18 protein-coding genes are annotated in these 15,352 nt (G+C 63.4%); 7 read left to right on the forward strand and 11 right to left on the reverse strand.

Going from position 1 to position 15,352, the window contains the following annotated elements:
• Positions 1–120: 120 nt before the first annotated feature.
• Positions 121–804: a ribose-5-phosphate isomerase RpiA gene (gene rpiA, locus H7A12_09395; GenBank protein MCP5321021.1), complete on the forward strand. Its 684-nt coding sequence runs from the start codon at positions 121–123 to the stop codon at positions 802–804.
• Between the two features lie 201 nt (positions 805–1,005).
• On the opposite strand, the gene ccoP is transcribed toward rpiA, so the two are convergent.
• The 4 genes from ccoP to ccoN are packed head-to-tail and all read right to left on the reverse strand — an operon-like array spanning position 1,006 to position 4,249.
• On the reverse strand, positions 1,006–1,917 hold the full coding sequence (gene ccoP / locus H7A12_09400) for a cytochrome-c oxidase, cbb3-type subunit III (protein MCP5321022.1): 912 nt from the start codon (positions 1,915–1,917) through the stop codon (positions 1,006–1,008).
• Entirely contained in the window at positions 1,914–2,108 is a 195-nt protein-coding gene (locus tag H7A12_09405; GenBank protein ID MCP5321023.1) for a cbb3-type cytochrome c oxidase subunit 3, read from the reverse strand. Before H7A12_09405 ends, ccoP begins: the two co-directional genes overlap by 4 nt.
• A complete protein-coding gene (ccoO, locus tag H7A12_09410) occupies positions 2,105–2,773 on the reverse strand; it encodes a cytochrome-c oxidase, cbb3-type subunit II (protein MCP5321024.1) in 669 nt (222 codons plus the stop codon). Before ccoO ends, H7A12_09405 begins: the two co-directional genes overlap by 4 nt.
• Before the next feature lie 9 nt (positions 2,774–2,782).
• Positions 2,783–4,249: a cytochrome-c oxidase, cbb3-type subunit I gene (gene ccoN / locus H7A12_09415; protein ID MCP5321025.1), complete on the reverse strand. Its 1,467-nt coding sequence runs from the start codon at positions 4,247–4,249 to the stop codon at positions 2,783–2,785.
• Positions 4,250–4,419: 170 nt separating this feature from the next.
• On the opposite strand from ccoN, the gene H7A12_09420 reads away from it, so the two are divergent.
• On the forward strand, positions 4,420–4,770 hold the full coding sequence (locus tag H7A12_09420; protein ID MCP5321026.1) for a carboxymuconolactone decarboxylase family protein: 351 nt from the start codon (positions 4,420–4,422) through the stop codon (positions 4,768–4,770).
• A gap of 20 nt (positions 4,771–4,790) precedes the next feature.
• On the opposite strand, the gene H7A12_09425 is transcribed toward H7A12_09420, so the two are convergent.
• Positions 4,791–5,324: a DUF488 domain-containing protein gene (locus tag H7A12_09425; protein ID MCP5321027.1), complete on the reverse strand. Its 534-nt coding sequence runs from the start codon at positions 5,322–5,324 to the stop codon at positions 4,791–4,793.
• Positions 5,325–5,403: 79 nt separating this feature from the next.
• On the opposite strand from H7A12_09425, the gene H7A12_09430 reads away from it, so the two are divergent.
• The 3 genes from H7A12_09430 (at position 5,404) to H7A12_09440 (ending at position 8,017) form a co-directional block, all read left to right on the forward strand.
• Entirely contained in the window at positions 5,404–5,760 is a 357-nt protein-coding gene (locus tag H7A12_09430) for an H-NS histone family protein (protein ID MCP5321028.1), read from the forward strand.
• A 160-nt stretch (positions 5,761–5,920) separates the two neighbouring features.
• On the forward strand, positions 5,921–6,304 hold the full coding sequence (locus tag H7A12_09435) for a hypothetical protein (GenBank protein ID MCP5321029.1): 384 nt from the start codon (positions 5,921–5,923) through the stop codon (positions 6,302–6,304).
• Positions 6,305–6,322: 18 nt separating this feature from the next.
• A complete protein-coding gene (locus H7A12_09440) occupies positions 6,323–8,017 on the forward strand; it encodes a potassium channel protein (protein MCP5321030.1) in 1,695 nt (564 codons plus the stop codon).
• Positions 8,018–8,069: 52 nt separating this feature from the next.
• Here the strand turns inward: H7A12_09440 and H7A12_09445 are convergent, their stop codons facing one another.
• The 4 genes from H7A12_09445 to H7A12_09460 all read right to left on the reverse strand — a co-directional run bounded on the left by H7A12_09445 (position 8,070) and on the right by H7A12_09460 (position 12,311).
• On the reverse strand, positions 8,070–9,668 hold the full coding sequence (locus H7A12_09445) for a fumarylacetoacetate hydrolase family protein (GenBank protein ID MCP5321031.1): 1,599 nt from the start codon (positions 9,666–9,668) through the stop codon (positions 8,070–8,072).
• A 72-nt stretch (positions 9,669–9,740) separates the two neighbouring features.
• Positions 9,741–10,250 (reverse strand): histidine phosphatase family protein, encoded by a 510-nt coding sequence (locus tag H7A12_09450; GenBank protein ID MCP5321032.1) that lies wholly within the window; start codon positions 10,248–10,250, stop codon positions 9,741–9,743.
• 11 nt (positions 10,251–10,261) lie between these two features.
• The gene (locus tag H7A12_09455) at positions 10,262–11,239 is read right to left on the reverse strand and encodes an alpha/beta hydrolase (GenBank protein MCP5321033.1); all 978 of its coding nucleotides are present in this window, start codon (positions 11,237–11,239) and stop codon (positions 10,262–10,264) included.
• A gap of 7 nt (positions 11,240–11,246) precedes the next feature.
• Positions 11,247–12,311 carry a fructose-bisphosphate aldolase class II gene (locus tag H7A12_09460; protein ID MCP5321034.1) on the reverse strand — a complete coding sequence of 355 codons (1,065 nt, stop codon included), beginning with the start codon at positions 12,309–12,311 and terminating at the stop codon, positions 11,247–11,249.
• Positions 12,312–12,481: 170 nt separating this feature from the next.
• On the opposite strand from H7A12_09460, the gene H7A12_09465 reads away from it, so the two are divergent.
• Both H7A12_09465 and H7A12_09470 read left to right on the forward strand, forming a co-directional pair.
• On the forward strand, positions 12,482–13,036 hold the full coding sequence (locus H7A12_09465; protein MCP5321035.1) for a hypothetical protein: 555 nt from the start codon (positions 12,482–12,484) through the stop codon (positions 13,034–13,036).
• A gap of 123 nt (positions 13,037–13,159) precedes the next feature.
• Positions 13,160–13,444, forward strand: coding sequence for a hypothetical protein (locus tag H7A12_09470; GenBank protein ID MCP5321036.1), 285 nt, complete (start codon positions 13,160–13,162; stop codon positions 13,442–13,444).
• 154 nt (positions 13,445–13,598) lie between these two features.
• On the opposite strand, the gene H7A12_09475 is transcribed toward H7A12_09470, so the two are convergent.
• Together H7A12_09475 and H7A12_09480 are read right to left on the reverse strand one after the other, a co-directional pair.
• Positions 13,599–14,921, reverse strand: a complete 1,323-nt coding sequence (locus H7A12_09475) for a type II toxin-antitoxin system HipA family toxin (GenBank protein ID MCP5321037.1) — start codon at positions 14,919–14,921, stop codon at positions 13,599–13,601.
• On the reverse strand, positions 14,911–15,195 hold the full coding sequence (locus H7A12_09480; GenBank protein MCP5321038.1) for a helix-turn-helix domain-containing protein: 285 nt from the start codon (positions 15,193–15,195) through the stop codon (positions 14,911–14,913). Before H7A12_09480 ends, H7A12_09475 begins: the two co-directional genes overlap by 11 nt.
• Positions 15,196–15,352: the final 157 nt, after the last annotated feature.

Consider the following 15,352-nt stretch of genomic DNA (forward strand, 5'->3'; position numbering starts at 1 on the left):
TAAACAGCGCCTCCGGTACGCGCCACCGGCAGACGGGCGAATAAGTCCTGCGGCTGTACCACGCAGCGGCCGATCACTTAAGCTGCGCGCCGGATGGGGCGGATCGGTGCGAGGCGGCCAATGAAGAACCAGGACCAGCTCAAGCACGACGCTGCTGCAGCAGCGCTCGAGTACGTATGCCAGCGCCTGGACGAGCGTACCGTGCTCGGCATCGGCACGGGATCGACCACCAACCATTTCATCGACCTGCTGGCGCCGCTCAGCGCACGGATCGGCGCCACCGTTGCCAGTTCCTCGGCATCGGCCGAGCGTCTGCGCGCCCACGGCATCCCGGTATTCGATCTGAACGTGGTCGACGGCGTGGACTTCTATGTCGACGGTGCCGACGAGGCGAACGAGGCGCTGCAACTGATCAAGGGTGGCGGCGCGGCGCTCACGCGCGAGAAGATCATCGCGGCGGTTGCGCGCGAATTCGTCTGCATCGCCGATGAGAACAAGCTCGTCGGCGTTCTCGGCCGGTTCCCGCTACCGGTCGAAGTGGTTCCGATGGCGCGCAGCCATGTTGCGCGCGAACTGGTGAAGCTCGGTGGCAATCCGGCCTACCGTCAGGGCGTGAGTACCGACAACGGAAACATCATCCTCGATGTCTACGATTTCATGCTTCCCGAGCCGTTGGCAATGGAGGCAACGATCAACAATATCGTCGGCGTGGTGAGCAACGGAATCTTCGGATACCGGCCTGCCGATCGCCTGTTGCTTGCCGGTCAGAACGGGGTGCGAGAACTGCTGCGACCCGGAGCCTGAGGCGGATCTGCCCGGCTCGGCGAAGGAATGGCGGATCCGGTCGGAACGCCGAAGACCCGGTTGCTGGCAGGAATCGCCGTATCTTCATACCGCGCTCCGACGACGATCAGCCAGATGCAACCTGCCAGCGATGCGACGAACACCGCGATCCCGAGCCAGACGACCGGTTGCGCATACCAGTCCCCGCGACCCCGGCGGGGATCAGGGGGTAGCGGCTTTTCCACGCTGCGACAAATGATGGACGTAGCCGGCCAGCACGTGGATCTCCTGGTCGGACAGGCGCGCGTTCCAGGCTGGCATATGACCCTGGCGACCGTCACGGATCGACGTTTCGATCGCCTGCTCCGCAGCTCCATACAACCCCACGGAGTCGGTCAGGTTCGGCGCACCGAGTATCGGATTGCCCTTGCCATCAGGGCCGTGACAGGCGATGCAGGTCGCCTTGAAAACGGCCTCGCCAGCGGCCGCAGCCGTCGCATCGTGCGCCTGGCCCGAGAGGGCGAGCACGTACTGGGCCAGGCCTTTCACGGCCGCATCCCCGAGTGCCCCCCAGGCGGGCATCGCACCCGTGCGTCCGTTGCGAATCGAATTCATGACGTCCTGAGCGCTGCCACCCCACAGCCAGTCGGCGTCGCCCAGGTCCGGCGCGCCGAGCAACTGGTTGCCCTGGCCGTGGCGACCGTGACAAGCCGCGCAGTTGTCGATGAACAGGCGTTCGCCGAGCTGCCGCCCCTGCGGATCCGCGCCGACGGCGTCGATATCCAGAGCAGCGAGGCGCTGCATGACGGGTTCGAGCTTTGCGGTATTGGCGACTGTTGCCGCGTTCAGCTCCTTTTCGGATGTCCAGTCGAGCGCACCCTCGTGATTGCCGAAACCCGGGAACAGGGCGAGATAGCCGAAGGCACTGAAGTACATCACGAAGGAAGCCACGACCCACCATCGCGGCAAGCGGTGCAGCCCCTCGCGTATGGTGCCACTGGCCCACGCATGGCCCGTCGTGCCGTCGGCCAATACCGGCACCTCGGCGCGCGGCGCCCACAGAAACAGGAAGAACGTCACCCCAAGGTTGAAAACGATCAGTCCGATCACAAACCAGGACCAGCCGCTGCTCATCGACGCTCCTCCTGATCGGTGCGCGGAATCGAATGATCCGTCGAGGCCATGGTGTCTTCCATCGGCAGGCGCGCCAACCGCCCGTGCGTGCGCTTGTGATACGGCAACCAGGCCCAGACCCAGATGGCGAGAAACACCGCCATCATCGCGACGATGAACACCCCGACGGCGTGCCCCCAGACTGGACTCATGGCGCCCCGTCCGTCACCGGTACCCTGGCCACCGCAGACGCCGCCTGCGCCTGGCGCGGTTCACTGGCGATGCCAAGCCCCTGCAGGTAGACGATCAGGGCATCCAGTTCCGTCTTGCCCTCGACTGCGGCCGCGGCAGCATCGATGTCGGCGTCGGTGTACGGATCACCGAGCTTGCGCAGCGTACGCATCCGTGCCGCGATATCGGCGCCATCGATCTTGCCCGTAGCCAGCCACGGATAGGCTGGCATGTTCGACTCCGGCACCACCGCGCGCGGATCCATCAGGTGCTGGCGCTGCCACTCGTCGGAATACTTGCCGCCCACACGGGCGAGATCGGGTCCGGTGCGCTTGGAGCCCCACTGGAACGGCCGGTCGTAGATCGATTCCTCGGCAGTGGAAAAATGACCGTAACGCTGCGTTTCGAAACGCAGTGCACGGATCATCTGCGAATGGCAGAGATAGCACCCTTCGCGCACGTAGACGTCACGGCCGGCCAGACGCAAAGCATCGTAGGGCTTGCCGCTCGCCTCCAGCTTGACCCGGTTGGCGGCGACGAAGGTCGGCAGGATCTCCGCAAGACCGCCCAGCGACACCATGATCGCCGTCAGGATACCGAGCACCCCGGCGTGTTTCTCGATGAATTCGAAGTGACGATAAGCCATGAGCGCTCCTCAACCCGCTGCCGGCAGCGGCGGTGGGGTTTGCTTCGAAACCGGCTCGGGAATGGGTACCGGTACCGGCACGATCACCTTCCTGCGGGCATCCGCAGCCGTGAACCAGAGGTTCCACGCCATCACCCACATGCCGGCCCAGATCAGCACGCCGCCGAACCAGCGCATTATGTATAACGGCTTGATCGCCAGCAGACTGTCGATGAACGCGTAGGTCAGCGAGCCATCGGCTTCGGTCGCGCGCCACATCGCGCCCTCGGTCACTCCGGCAATCCACATCGCGACGACATAGAACAGGGTGCCGACGGTGTGCAGCCAGAAATGCAGATCCATCGCCTTGTGCGAATGCATCGCGGGGCGCCCCAGTGCACGCGGCGCCATCGCATACAGCGATCCGAGCGTGATCATCGCCACCCAGCCGAGCGAGCCCGAGTGCACATGCGCGACGGTCCAGTCGGTGTAGTGCGACAGCGAGTTCACGGTCTTGATCGCCATCAGCGAGCCTTCCGTGGTCGATGCGGCGTAGAACACCAGCGCGAGCACCATGAACTTTGCCGGCGGATCGCTCTTCAGACGGTGCCACGAGCCATTGAAAGTCAGCAGACCGTTCGCGGCCGAACCCCAGCTCGGCATCAGCAGCACCAGCGAGAATGCCATGCCGACCGACTGCACCCAGTCGGGCAGCGCCGTATACATCAGATGGTGCGAACCCGCCCACATGTAGATCGAGATCAGGGCCCAGAAATTGACGATCGAAAAGCGGTAACTCCACAACGGCTGCTGGGCCTGACGGGGAACGAAGTAGTACATCATCCCGAGGAAGCCGGCCGTGAGGAAGAACGCCACCGCGTTGTGCCCGTACCACCACTGGACCATCGCATCGGTCACGCCCGAGTAGATCGGGTAGGACTTGGTCAACGATGCCGGCAGCGCCAGGTTGTTGACGACGTGCAGCAGGCCCACCGCGATGATGAACGCGCCGTAGTACCAATTGGCCACATAGATGTGACGAATCCGCCGGCGTGCCAGCGTTGCAAAAAACACCGCACCGAAGGCTACCCAGACGATGGTCATCAGAATATCGATGAACCATTCGGGCTCTGCATATTCCTTGCTCTGCGTGATGCCGAGCGGCATCGTCGTCATCGCGAGCACGCACACCAGCTGCCAGCCCCAGAACGTGAACTCCGCCACCGGGCCCCACGCGAGCCGGGTGTGGCCGGTGCGCTGCACGACGTAGTAGCAGGTACCCATCAGGGCACAGCCACCGAAGGCGAAGATGACACCGAAGGTATGGTCCGGCCGCAAGCGGCTGAACGTCAGCCACGACAGGTCGAAATTCAGGGCTGGCCACGCCAGCTCGGCCGCCGCGTACATGCCGATCAGCATGCCGATGATGCCCCATACGCTCGACGCCAGCAGGAACAGTCGCACGACGTGGTCGTTGTAGTATTCGGTACTTGTCATCGTGGCCTGTGCCTCGAAGAGCTGTCGTGACTCCACGACGGGACGGAATGCCGGAAGATTAATCCTGTTCGCGACGCATTGACAATCAGCAGTACTCACAATTCATCTATTGGAGCGTATTCTCGTATCGCCCAACAGACGACAGCACGAACGTGCAGGGAGAAAAAGCGATGTCCGATGATATGTATCCGGCTGCAACCGTGGAACTCGCGAAGAAGCGCCACGAACTCACACCCGAAATCGAGTCGGCCTTCCAGGCATTCAGCAAGCAGGTCTTCGCCGACGGGGCGCTGTCGGTCAAGGTCAAGCAACTGATCGCCGTGGCCGTAGCACACGTCACGCAATGCCCGTATTGCATCAAGGGACATACGCGGGCAGCGTTGCGCCACGGCGCATCGGAGCAGGAGCTGATGGAAGCGATCTGGGTGGCAGCCGAAATGCGGGCGGGGGGTGCCTACGCACATTCGCTGCTCACGCTCGAGGAAATGAACCGCTCGGCGGCGCGCAGCAAGAACGCCTGATTCCGTCCGCGTCTCCAGGATCAGCGGCCGGGATAGATCACTGCACCGGACGGCTGGATATGCGCCCCCGCGGTCAGCCGCGCGGGTTCGATGCGGTCGCGCCCCATCAGATGGAAGACGCTCTCACCGTGCGCCAGCAAATGGTCTGCCACGATACGCCGATGGCAACGCCACCAGAGCGCCTCGGCGCACATCACGGCGCAGCAACGCTCGTGTCCCAGCGCGATCAGCCGCGCCAGACCGCGACAGAAGACAGCCGAGAGCGCGTGATCGGCATAGTTATGGAAACTCCGGTTCTTCCATAGACGGTTCACATCGGGCGATACCGTCTTCGTCCTGCCGCGCAATCCTCCGAGTTCCGGCATCGGCTCATAGCCGATACCGCAAGCGGCAAGGTTGTCTGTGATCGAGTCATCGTTGTATTGCGGATTGGTCCGTGATCTGCGCACGGTTCGTATATCCACGACCAGTTCCACCTTCGCCACCCGCAGCAATACGACGAAGTCTTCCAGCGTACGGGTTGAATGACCGATTGTAAAAAAGGGCAGATTCATTGCGATGACCCTTTTATTTCGATTTGGATTATGCAAAATTTGCCGCCGTCCTTTAACACCCGAGACAAACCCGATGGAAATGACGAAATACGGCCAATTGAAAGAAGAAATTGCACGTCTCCAGCGCGAAGCGGACAAGGTGCGCAAGGATGAATTGAAATCGGCCATCCAGCAGATCCGCAACCTGATGCGGGAGTTTGGCCTGAGTCTGGCTGATATCGACACGACGAAAAAGCGGGTGCCCGCGGAATCCGCCGGCAAGCCCAAAACCGGCAAGCGCAAGGGCAAGGCAGCAAAGGGCACCGCCAAGGTCAAACCGAAATATCGTTCGCCAACCGACAGCAAGCTCACCTGGAGCGGTCGTGGACGCACGCCGAAATGGGCCGCTGCATGGGTGGAGTCTGGCCGCTCGCTCGACGAGCTGCTGATCCAGTGAGCCCACCCCGCACACTCGGGGAATGATCATGCCGTGACAACGCTCTGGCCTGTCGGGTATACCCCGCAGGCGGAGCGCTGCTGTACGCCCATCTCCCGGGTGCGGGCATGACATCGCTGCATTACCGCCCCCGCTTTTTCATTTCCCGGAGAAGGGACGCATGAACTTCGAAAAGGTGGTTTTCGGCTTTTTCATCGTCCTGTCGGCCACGCTCAACTTCGGCTTTTTCGTCGGAGACATCGAGCATGCAGAGCTGCACAATGTGTATGAACTGTTTGCTGCCATCGTGGTGAATTTCATCGCGACGGCACTCAAGTTCGGTGATCGAACCCAGATCGGCGCAGTGCACCTTTCGACCAGCCTGGTCGCGGATCTCCAGCTCATCGTCGCGGCAATCACCTGGGCGGTCGCCGTATATGGCACCGGAGTCGGCATGACGCCGCACGTTACATCAAGCGTGGTTTCGCTCGCTGGTGGCGCACTGTTTGCGAATATTGTCTCCGTCATCATCCTGATCGTGGAAACCGTCATGCTTCGGCGCTAGCGCCGACGGAGACAACACGTGGACGTGATCTTCTTCCTGTTGCTGCGGCGCATGCGAGGACCACTGATCTTCGTGATCGTGAACCATGCGATTGCAGTACTGGGATTGACCCTGATTCCGGGCGCCGACGTCCACGGCCAACCCGCACCTCCCCTCGATTTCTTTCATGCTTTCTATTTCATCACGTACACCGCCACCACGATCGGCTATACGGAACCGGTCAGCGGCTTTTCGGATGCTCAGCGGATATGGATCACTGCGTGCATCTACATGCTGGTCATCAGCTGGTCGGTCGTGATCGTCACGCTGCTGGCCTGCCTGCAGGACAAGGGCCTGCAGAGCGCCCTGGTGTCCAGCCGCTTCATCCGACGCCTGAAGCGGCTCAACGAACCCTTCTACCTGATCTGCGGTTACGGTGAAACAGGACGCCTGGTCTGCCAGGCTCTGGACCACCTGAACCAGCGCTTCGTGATCGTGGACAAGGACGAACAGCAGATACAGGCGGTGACGCAGGAAAGCTACCTCACCGACCCGCTCGCGCTGGCAGCCGACGCCCGCCAACCCGAGCATCTGCTGCAGGCGGGCCTGCGTCACCGTCGCTGCCAGGGGGTGCTGGCACTGACCAACGACGAATCGACCAATCTCGCGATCACGATGGCAGTACGCCTGCTCAATCCCACTGCCCCCGTACTGGCACGCGCGCGCAGCGCCATGATCGCGGCCAACATGAAATCCTTCAGCACCGATCACATCATCAATCCGTTCGAACGCTTTGCCGAATACCTGTCACTGGCTGCCGTGGCGCCCGAGCGCTTCCATCTGATCGAACTGCTGACCGGCTTGCCGGGCACTGCCATTCCCGAACTGCATCGACCACCCCAGGGGCGCTGGATCGTCTGCGGCTTCGGCATCTTTGGTCAGGCCGTGGTGCGCAACCTCGAGGCAACCGGCGCCAGCGTCACCGTGGTCGATCCCCATGCCGACCCCGACAACGGTGTCAATGGCATCCGGGGCCGGGGGGCCGACGCAGCGACCCTCGAAGCCGCCGGTGTGCGCGATGCACGGGGAATCGTGGCAGGCAGCGACGATGACGTGAGCAATCTGGCGATCGCGATCACCGCGCGCGAACTCAACCCCGAGCTGTTCGTCGTCACACGCCAGAATCTCGCCGCCAACAGCTCCCTGTTCGACGCCTTCATCGGCGACTTCTGCATGGTACCCAGCCGCATCGTGGCCGAAGAGTGTCTTGCCATCCTGACCACACCGATGCTGGCGCGCTTCCTGCGCCTGCTGCGCGAACGCGATGAACCGTGGAGTGCACGCATGGCGGCAAGACTGCAGGCCGTGTGCCCCGATCGCGTACCCGAAGTCTGGAGCGTATGCCTGAATGTGCGCGACGCAGGCGCGGTACATCGCCGTCTGATGCAGGCACGCCCCGTGGATCTGGGCGAACTGATGCTGGACAACGTGGACCGCAGCGAGAGCATCCCCATGGTGGCACTACTGCTGGAACGCAACGGCAAGCCACAACTGCTGCCACCGCCAGAGTTCGCGCTGATGCCCGGTGACCAGTTGCTGCTGGCTGGTGCCGACGGTACACGACGGCGCTTCGAACTGACGCTGCAGAACAGCAATGTCATGGAGTATGTGCTGAGCGGTCGTGAAAGCGGCGGCGGCTGGCTGTGGCAGCGACTGTCCGGCAACAGGGATTGAACCTCCTGGAACGGGCTGTCGCGAAAGGCCGCGAAGCGTGCGGCGCTGCACTCTACAGAACCACGGCATCAACGCTGAGCAGGCCGTCGAGTTCGGCGAGCACACGATCACCCCGCGCGAGCGCCGCAACGCCAGCCGGGGTGCCGGTCAGCACCACGTCGCCAGGCCACAGACTGAAGTGACGCGTCGTGTAACACAGCAGGTCGACGATCGGCATCAGCATCTGCGCGCTGTTGCCGCGTTGGCGCCGTGTTCCGTTGACGCCAAGGCTCAATTCGAGCCGTCCCAGATCCATGTCGGGTGAAAGCGGGGCGAATGCCGACAGCGGACACGCACCATCGAAGCCCTTCGCGATCTCCCACGGGTGCGCCTGCGACTTGAGCCGGTCCTGCACCTCGCGCAGCGTGAGATCCAGGCCGAGCCCGAGGCCTGCGATCGCCGCGCGCACCTCGTCCGGCTCCGCGTGGCACAGGCGACGCCCGATCAGGACGGCGATCTCGAGTTCGTGGTGTACCGTGCCACGATCCACCGGCAAGCAAAACCACGGCGCCATATCGACCACCGCCGACGCCGGCTTGATGAACAGCAACGGCACCGCGGGCACCGGATTGCCGAGTTCTGCAGCGTGCGCAGCATAGTTGCGCCCCACGCACACCACCTTGCCTACGGGCAGCGGGATCCTTCGCCCGGTCAGCCAGCCATGGCAGTAGCCTCCGCTGCCCAGCATCGGCGGCGCCAGTGCGGGATCGGATGCAAACAGGCGCTGGTGTGCGGCATGGCGCTTGCGCCCGTCGAACTGCGCGAAGCGGCTCGCAAACTGTGAGCGTACCGCCGTGGCACGGTCTGCCAGCCCGCCCAGCAGGCGATCGATCAGCGCCAGTGAGGCAACGGCGGCCGAGGGGGCACTCGCCCATTCGACACGCAGCTCACGCAGCAGCGCCGCGTGAGTGTGAAAATCCTGGAAATCGCCGAGCACCTTCTGCAGTTTGCGCAGACGGCGCAGCGTGTCTGTCAGCTCGGTGGCATCGAAGGCCGCCGCGTACATCTCGAGCAGGTAGCGCAAACGCTTGCAGCGCTTGCGCAGCTCGTGCAGGTCCTCGGCCGGGGACTCGGGCGTGATGCGTCGGCCCAGGCGGCGTACGCGCCGGTAGGCGCGCCGCAACACGGCGCCAGCGAACGGCTCGCCCGCCCATCCGGGAGCGTCGACTGCCAGATCTGCGAGTGTCCCGAGCCGCTCCTGCAACCGCCTGGCACGACCGGTCCCGAGCGAGGCGAGCAACGCTCGCCGTTCACGGCGGCGCCGGCGCGCCAGCGCCTTGTGCAGACGCGCCAGCGATACGCCATCATCGGGATCGCCACCCCGATAGTCATCCAGACGCTGGAGAAATACATCGACGTCGCGCAGCCCGCTGCCGCGACCCGCCAGCCACTGGCATTCGACCGCCAGGCTCGCCGCCTCGGGGACCGGCAGCGCGCCGTCCAAGGCACGCAACGCCGATCGCACCCGCCGCAGCTGTACGCGCAAGTCGTGCAGCACTTCGACTCCGGCATCGTCCACGAGCAGCGGCAGCAGTTCACGCCAACGCTGCGCACAGGTGCTCAGATAGGCGACAACCGCGCTGCGTTCGCGTTGCAGTGCCGGATGCAACATGGAATGGCCCGGGAGAAAGCGAGCTGCATACTAGCAATCGCCGAGTCGTGGCCACAAGGAAAGCGGTGGCGGCTAGCTGACCGTCGGCGGCCGCTTCGGACAATCGAAATCCCAGTGCGCCGGCACCGACTGCAGCACATCAGGCCACGCGCCGACCCCAGGCGGGTACTGCAGCCACAACATCGCGCAGGTTGGCATATGCCCGATGCGCGCCAACGGGCACAGGCGGTTCGCGACTGCCGTGATCACGGGGTTGTGCCCAACCATCAACACGGCAGTGCAGCGCACCGGCAATGCACGGATCTGCGCGATCCAGGTCTGCTCGCCGGCCTCGTAGAGCGCATCGACGATATCGATATCTGCCAGCGGGTAGTCGAACACCGCAGCCATCTTCTGCGCCGTGGTCAGTGCCCGGCGTGCACCGCTGGCCACGATCAGTTGCGGGCGGAAGCCACGCGCCGCGAGCCGCGCCGCCATCTCCGGCGCATCGCGTTCACCGCGCGCGCTGAGCGGACGATCGAAATCCCGCCCCCCGTCGGCCCAGCCCGACTTCGCGTGACGCAGCAGTATCAGCTGTTTCATGTACGCCCTGCTCAATCCAGCCCGAGCGCCTCGAAGGCCGCTTCGCGGGTGCGCGGCGCCTCGTTCACCAGGTGGTGGCGCGCTCCGTAGAGCATGTGTACGTCGGCGCGTGGAAATTTCTGGCGGATCATCTCCAGGTTCCAGCGCCAGTCCACCGTCTCGTCGTGCGTTCCCTGCACGACCAGCAGCGCCAGGTCGCTCACGGGGTGGGTACGGAATTCGTGTACCCATGCGCGCATCGCACTCACCCAGCGCACCGGAAGAACCAGGCTCTGCAGGGGATCCGTGCGCACGAACTCGAGAAACTGCGAATCGGTGGAATTGGCCATGAACTTGCGCCGCACGCCACTGCGAAAAGGCTTCAGCGTCGAATGCAGCAGCCGCACCGAACGCCAGCGGGCAGGCCGCACCAGCGGGGCCAGCAGCGCGATGCGCTCGAACGGACGCTGCTCTGGCGCATGACACTTGCGGAACGCCCAGCTCATCAGCACCGCGGCGCCGGTACTCTGGCCAATCGCGATCAACGGTGTGGTCAGCCGGCTGCCGTGATGGTCGAGCACCGCCGCAAGCACGTCGGTGTAGTCGTCGAAGTCGTGGATGCTCGCCTGTTGACCGTCCGACAGGCCATGCCCCGGCAGATCCCAGATCAGTACGTTGTAGTGCCTGCGCAGACAATGTTCGATCAGATGCCCGTACAGGCCTGCATGATCGAAATAGCCGTGCAGCAGCACGCAGGTGCCGCGGGCGTCCTGCTGCTCGTAGAAATGGCACGCGATCGTGAAGCCGTTGGCCGCGAGGGCGCCGAAGTGATGCCTCACACCTGCAACGTGATTCTCGAAATCGATGCCGTAATAAGCGAAATAGTCGGCTTCAGGGCGGCTTGCGGGGTCGGCACCGCTGAACTCGAGCGGTCGCAGCCCGGCGCGCACCAGCGTCGGATCGAAACGATGCAACACCGTGTTCGCCGCTGCCGGCTGCTGTTCTTCCATCGCAGGCTCAGTCGACCTTCTGGTCGAGTTCACCGCTGGCGTAGCGCCGATACATCACCTCGAGCGAAAGTGGCGTGATCCTGCCGGCCCAGCCCGCAGCGCCAAAGGCCTCATAGCGTTCCTTGCAGATCGCCTTCATCGCGACCATCGTTTCCTTCAGGTACTTGCGGGGATCGAACTCCGCCCGGTTCTTCGCAAGGAAGCGGCGGATCGCACCGGTCGAGGCAAGGCGCAGATCGGTATCGATATTGACCTTGCGCACGCCGTTGCGGATACCCTCGCGGATCTCCTCCAGCGGCACTCCGTAGGTCTCGGGAATCTCCCCACCGTACTCGTTGATGATCGCCAGCCAGTCCTGCGGCACCGACGAGGAGCCGTGCATCACGAGGTGCGTGTTCGGGATGCGTGCATGGATCTCCCGGATGCGCCCGATCGCGAGGATGTCGCCGGTCGGCTTGCGCGTGAACTTGTAGGCACCGTGGCTGGTGCCGATCGCTATCGCCAACGCATCGACGCCGGTGTCCCGGACGAAGCGCGCCGCCTCCTCCGGGTCTGTCAACAGTTGCGCATGGCTCAGCTGGCCTTCGGCACCAATGCCGTCTTCCTCGCCCGCAGTGCCGGTTTCCAGCGAACCCAGGCAGCCGATCTCACCTTCGACGGACACGCCGCAGGCGTGCGCCATCGCGACCACTTCGCGCGTGACACGCACGTTATACGCATAATCGGTGGGGGTCTTGCCGTCCTCGCCGAGCGAGCCGTCCATCATCACCGAGCTGAAGCCGAGCTGGATCGAGCGCTGGCAGATCGCGGGCGACACACCGTGATCCTGGTGCATGCAGACCGGGATGTGCGGAAACTCATCGATGGCCGCGAGAATCAGGTGACGCAGGAAATTCGCCCCGGCGTATTTACGTGCTCCGGCCGAGGCCTGCACGATCACGGGGCTCGATGCCTCGTCGGCCGCCTCCATGATCGCGCGCATCTGCTCGAGGTTGTTGACGTTGAACGCCGGGACGCCGTAGCCGTGTTCGGCTGCATGGTCCAGTAACTGGCGCATACTGATCAAAGCCATGGAATACCTCCGGTTCCGGTGCGCTCGGTCCCCCAGGACGCCACGAACCATCACTGCATGAAACGGAACCCGAGTCTAATGCAGCCATCAGAGGCTGTCATCGGCACGGTTTTCGCCCCCGCACCAATGCGTCTACAATGGCCGCGGCTTTCATCTTCCAGGAGCTTTCCATGAGAACTGCGACGATCCTGCTCGCGGCCGCGGTCGTTCTGAGCGGCTGCCTGGCTTCCGGTCAGACCAAGGACGACAAGCGACGCCATGTCGAGAACATGCGCAAGGAAGTGCTGACCGAACTGTATCGCATCAATCCCGGCGCCCAACAGGCGGTCAACAACGCTCCTGGTTACGCCGTCTTCTCGAACTGGAATGCGTACCTGATCTTCGCCTCGGTGGGGCAGGGCTATGGTGTAGTCGTGGACAACACCAGCGGCGCGCACACGTACATGCAGATGGGTGCGCTCGGTGGCGGCCTCGGTGCAGGGGTCAAGGATTACCGCGCCGTCTACGTGTTCGAGAAACGCCACATCATGGAACGCTTCATCGAGCAGGGCCTGAACGTCGGCGGCCAGGCGGACGCTGCAGCCAAATCGGGTGGCCAGGGCGGTGCGGTCGGCGGGGAGCTGTTGCTCGATGGCATTCGCGTCTACCAGATCACCGAGGCCGGGCTGGCGCTGCAGGCGACGATCCAGGGCACGAAATTCTGGAAGGATCCCAATCTGAACTGAAACGTCTGCCTGCGCTGCACCACTCGTGCGCGGAAACGTGACGGGGTTCACAGCAGGCACTGCACCGCTGCCGTCGCGGCGACTAAGCTCGAAGCAATACGGGCAGCCACGAAGACAGCGGCCATGACGGACAAACGCGAAAACGATACCGACACCCGGCGGAGCTGGTTGCGCAGCGGTTCACGGGCTTTCGAATCCAACGGCCGGTGGTATTTCCAGACCCGGGAAGGCACCGTCGAAGGTCCTTTCAGCGATCGCTATTCGGCGCAGAACGTGCTCGACGAGTACGTGAAGGTCATGCGTTCGAGCTTCGCGTCATCGTTGACTCTCGAACCGATCGAGGAGGAGCGTGATTCGCCACGCTCGGCATTCCCGTTCGATCTGGGCATGGGGCGCCACGTGCGATGAGCGTCGCTTCGCCGCCGGTCACGGCGCGGTGATCGAAGGTCAGCGAGAGCGGTAACTCCGCCTCCACCGCCGGCAGCCCATGGCTCATGGCCGAGGGACCGGAGAAAAGCCCCTGGCCATGCACGTCTTTTGAGCTGCCTGGGCGCTGTTATTCTTAAGCGCCTCCACTGACGATCAGCGTGTCGCGTGCGGCGCGGAATGCGTCCTGCAGCGCCTTGTGATCATCGAGGCCGTCGAGGACGTAGCTGTTGAGGAACTGACGCCCGGCGAACAGCTTGCTGTCTACGGGGCTCAACTCCGCTTCGTCGCAGACCTCTTGCCAGAGGTGAGCCATGGTTGTGACCTGATGTTCGATCAATGCGCTGGCTTCGGCCTCCTTCAGGTGATAATCCGGCGCGGCGGCAAGCAGAGTGGCGAGCGTGCTGGCACGGCCCCCACCCTTGATGAGCATGGCTTGCGTGGCTTCGTTGCCGGTGCGGCCTTGCGGGCAGATGTCATAGGCAGGCGTGAGCGTGAGCATCCGGCCGTCCCAGAAGGCGGCATGGTTGCGGGCGTGGTCGTCGGTGTTGCCGCACAGCACGTTGAAGCAGATCCGCCCGTAGAGCTCCTTGAGCGTGGCCTTGGGTTCAGTGAAGCGGTGGCGGATGAGTTCGGCGAGGTCTTCGTAGGAGGCGTAACGGGCCATCATCTCATCGAGCCCGAGCATGGTCAGTGCCGAGACCATGGCGCGGCGCGTCCATCCATCCTTCGTGTGCGTGCGGTCAAAGCGCTCGATAAGCAGCACATCCTTATGGGTAGCACGAATCATCGACACGGGTGCGGCATCGAGTCCGCAGGCGGCTGCCAGCTTCATCGCGATAAATTCGGCCTTCACGACGCTGTAGGTGTCGTTGGCTGCCGAGAATTTAGCGATGAATTTTTTTGCGCCGTCATCAACGAGTACCTTGGGGCGCGCCCCGCCAATCGACGTGCCATGCTTGATGGCCTGATCGAGTGCCGGGGTCAGGGGGACGCCTTTTTCGATGAGGGCAGCCGCCTCCATGAGCTCGTCCAGGGAGGCCTGTGCGGTAAGGCGGGGGACATACTCTGTGGCCGATGCCTGAAAATCGAGGGCGCCAATCCGGTCGGAACCCGATTGGAGCAGGAAGGTCAGCTCGCCAAGCTCCGGCACGCCGGCAGCGTCGGGCTTTTTGCCCGTCAGCCTGTTGATGATGACACGGCGGCCCCAGGCATCCGGCGAGCCGTCACGAATACAACTGGCCATCGACAGGCCGTTGATGGGCGCAATGACGCCCTCCTGGAGGGGAAGTTCAGGCTCGTAGATGGGAATGGCGCTCTGACGGCGCCGGTAGCTGGCGCCGTATGTATAGAGCAGGCGCTCGCCATCCTGGTCGAGGCGGCCGGCCACCACCGGCTCCATAGCTCCTGGCAGCCACATCCAGACAAAAGCTTCTGTCGCATCCGCCTTAGAAGTCATCATCAACATCCTTCACGGCGTGGCGGACGCTCTTGGGTAGCAGGGTCAGTTTTTCGTCGAGGCGGGCATTGTGCATCTGCAGTGTGCGCTCGTCGTAGTCGAACAGGCGCACGCCGACGAGTGAGGCAACCTCAAAGACGATGCCGATCTCAGGGCCAGACGCGCCTTTTTCGATGCTGGAAAGGGTGGTGCGACTTATGCCGGCGCGGTCCGCCAGTTCCTGCGCGGTCAGGCCGCGTTCGGCCCGGCCGACGCGGATCAGCTTGCCGAGCATAGCGAGCGCCAGGTGCGTGACTCTGGAGTAGCTTCTTTGGCGGGGCACGGTTATACCTGTTTGTTCATTCGAATGAACATGAAGTCTTTTCATGTCCAAAATTTTGCACACCATGTCATGGTGTTGGTATTCGGTCAAGTTTTGTCCATTCAATTGA

It is taken from the genome of Pseudomonadales bacterium (assembly GCA_024234165.1).
In the GTDB taxonomy this organism is placed as follows: Bacteria; Pseudomonadota; Gammaproteobacteria; order Pseudomonadales; family UBA5518; genus UBA5518.

What these genes read in the sequence shown, in the direction of transcription:
- rpiA (MCP5321021.1), top strand. Translation starts at nt 121, where the DNA reads ATGAAGAACCAGGACCAGCTCAAGCACGACGCTGCTGCAGCAGCGCTC.
- ccoP (MCP5321022.1), bottom strand. Translation starts at nt 1,917, where the DNA reads ATGAGCAGCGGCTGGTCCTGGTTTGTGATCGGACTGATCGTTTTCAAC.
- H7A12_09405 (MCP5321023.1), bottom strand. Translation starts at nt 2,108, where the DNA reads ATGAGTCCAGTCTGGGGGCACGCCGTCGGGGTGTTCATCGTCGCGATG.
- ccoO (MCP5321024.1), bottom strand. Translation starts at nt 2,773, where the DNA reads ATGGCTTATCGTCACTTCGAATTCATCGAGAAACACGCCGGGGTGCTC.
- ccoN (MCP5321025.1), bottom strand. Translation starts at nt 4,249, where the DNA reads ATGACAAGTACCGAATACTACAACGACCACGTCGTGCGACTGTTCCTG.
- H7A12_09420 (MCP5321026.1), top strand. Translation starts at nt 4,420, where the DNA reads ATGTCCGATGATATGTATCCGGCTGCAACCGTGGAACTCGCGAAGAAG.
- H7A12_09425 (MCP5321027.1), bottom strand. Translation starts at nt 5,324, where the DNA reads ATGAATCTGCCCTTTTTTACAATCGGTCATTCAACCCGTACGCTGGAA.
- H7A12_09430 (MCP5321028.1), top strand. Translation starts at nt 5,404, where the DNA reads ATGACGAAATACGGCCAATTGAAAGAAGAAATTGCACGTCTCCAGCGC.
- H7A12_09435 (MCP5321029.1), top strand. Translation starts at nt 5,921, where the DNA reads ATGAACTTCGAAAAGGTGGTTTTCGGCTTTTTCATCGTCCTGTCGGCC.
- H7A12_09445 (MCP5321031.1), bottom strand. Translation starts at nt 9,668, where the DNA reads ATGTTGCATCCGGCACTGCAACGCGAACGCAGCGCGGTTGTCGCCTAT.
- H7A12_09450 (MCP5321032.1), bottom strand. Translation starts at nt 10,250, where the DNA reads ATGAAACAGCTGATACTGCTGCGTCACGCGAAGTCGGGCTGGGCCGAC.
- H7A12_09455 (MCP5321033.1), bottom strand. Translation starts at nt 11,239, where the DNA reads ATGGAAGAACAGCAGCCGGCAGCGGCGAACACGGTGTTGCATCGTTTC.
- H7A12_09460 (MCP5321034.1), bottom strand. Translation starts at nt 12,311, where the DNA reads ATGGCTTTGATCAGTATGCGCCAGTTACTGGACCATGCAGCCGAACAC.
- H7A12_09465 (MCP5321035.1), top strand. Translation starts at nt 12,482, where the DNA reads ATGAGAACTGCGACGATCCTGCTCGCGGCCGCGGTCGTTCTGAGCGGC.
- H7A12_09470 (MCP5321036.1), top strand. Translation starts at nt 13,160, where the DNA reads ATGACGGACAAACGCGAAAACGATACCGACACCCGGCGGAGCTGGTTG.
- H7A12_09475 (MCP5321037.1), bottom strand. Translation starts at nt 14,921, where the DNA reads ATGACTTCTAAGGCGGATGCGACAGAAGCTTTTGTCTGGATGTGGCTG.
- H7A12_09480 (MCP5321038.1), bottom strand. Translation starts at nt 15,195, where the DNA reads ATGCTCGGCAAGCTGATCCGCGTCGGCCGGGCCGAACGCGGCCTGACC.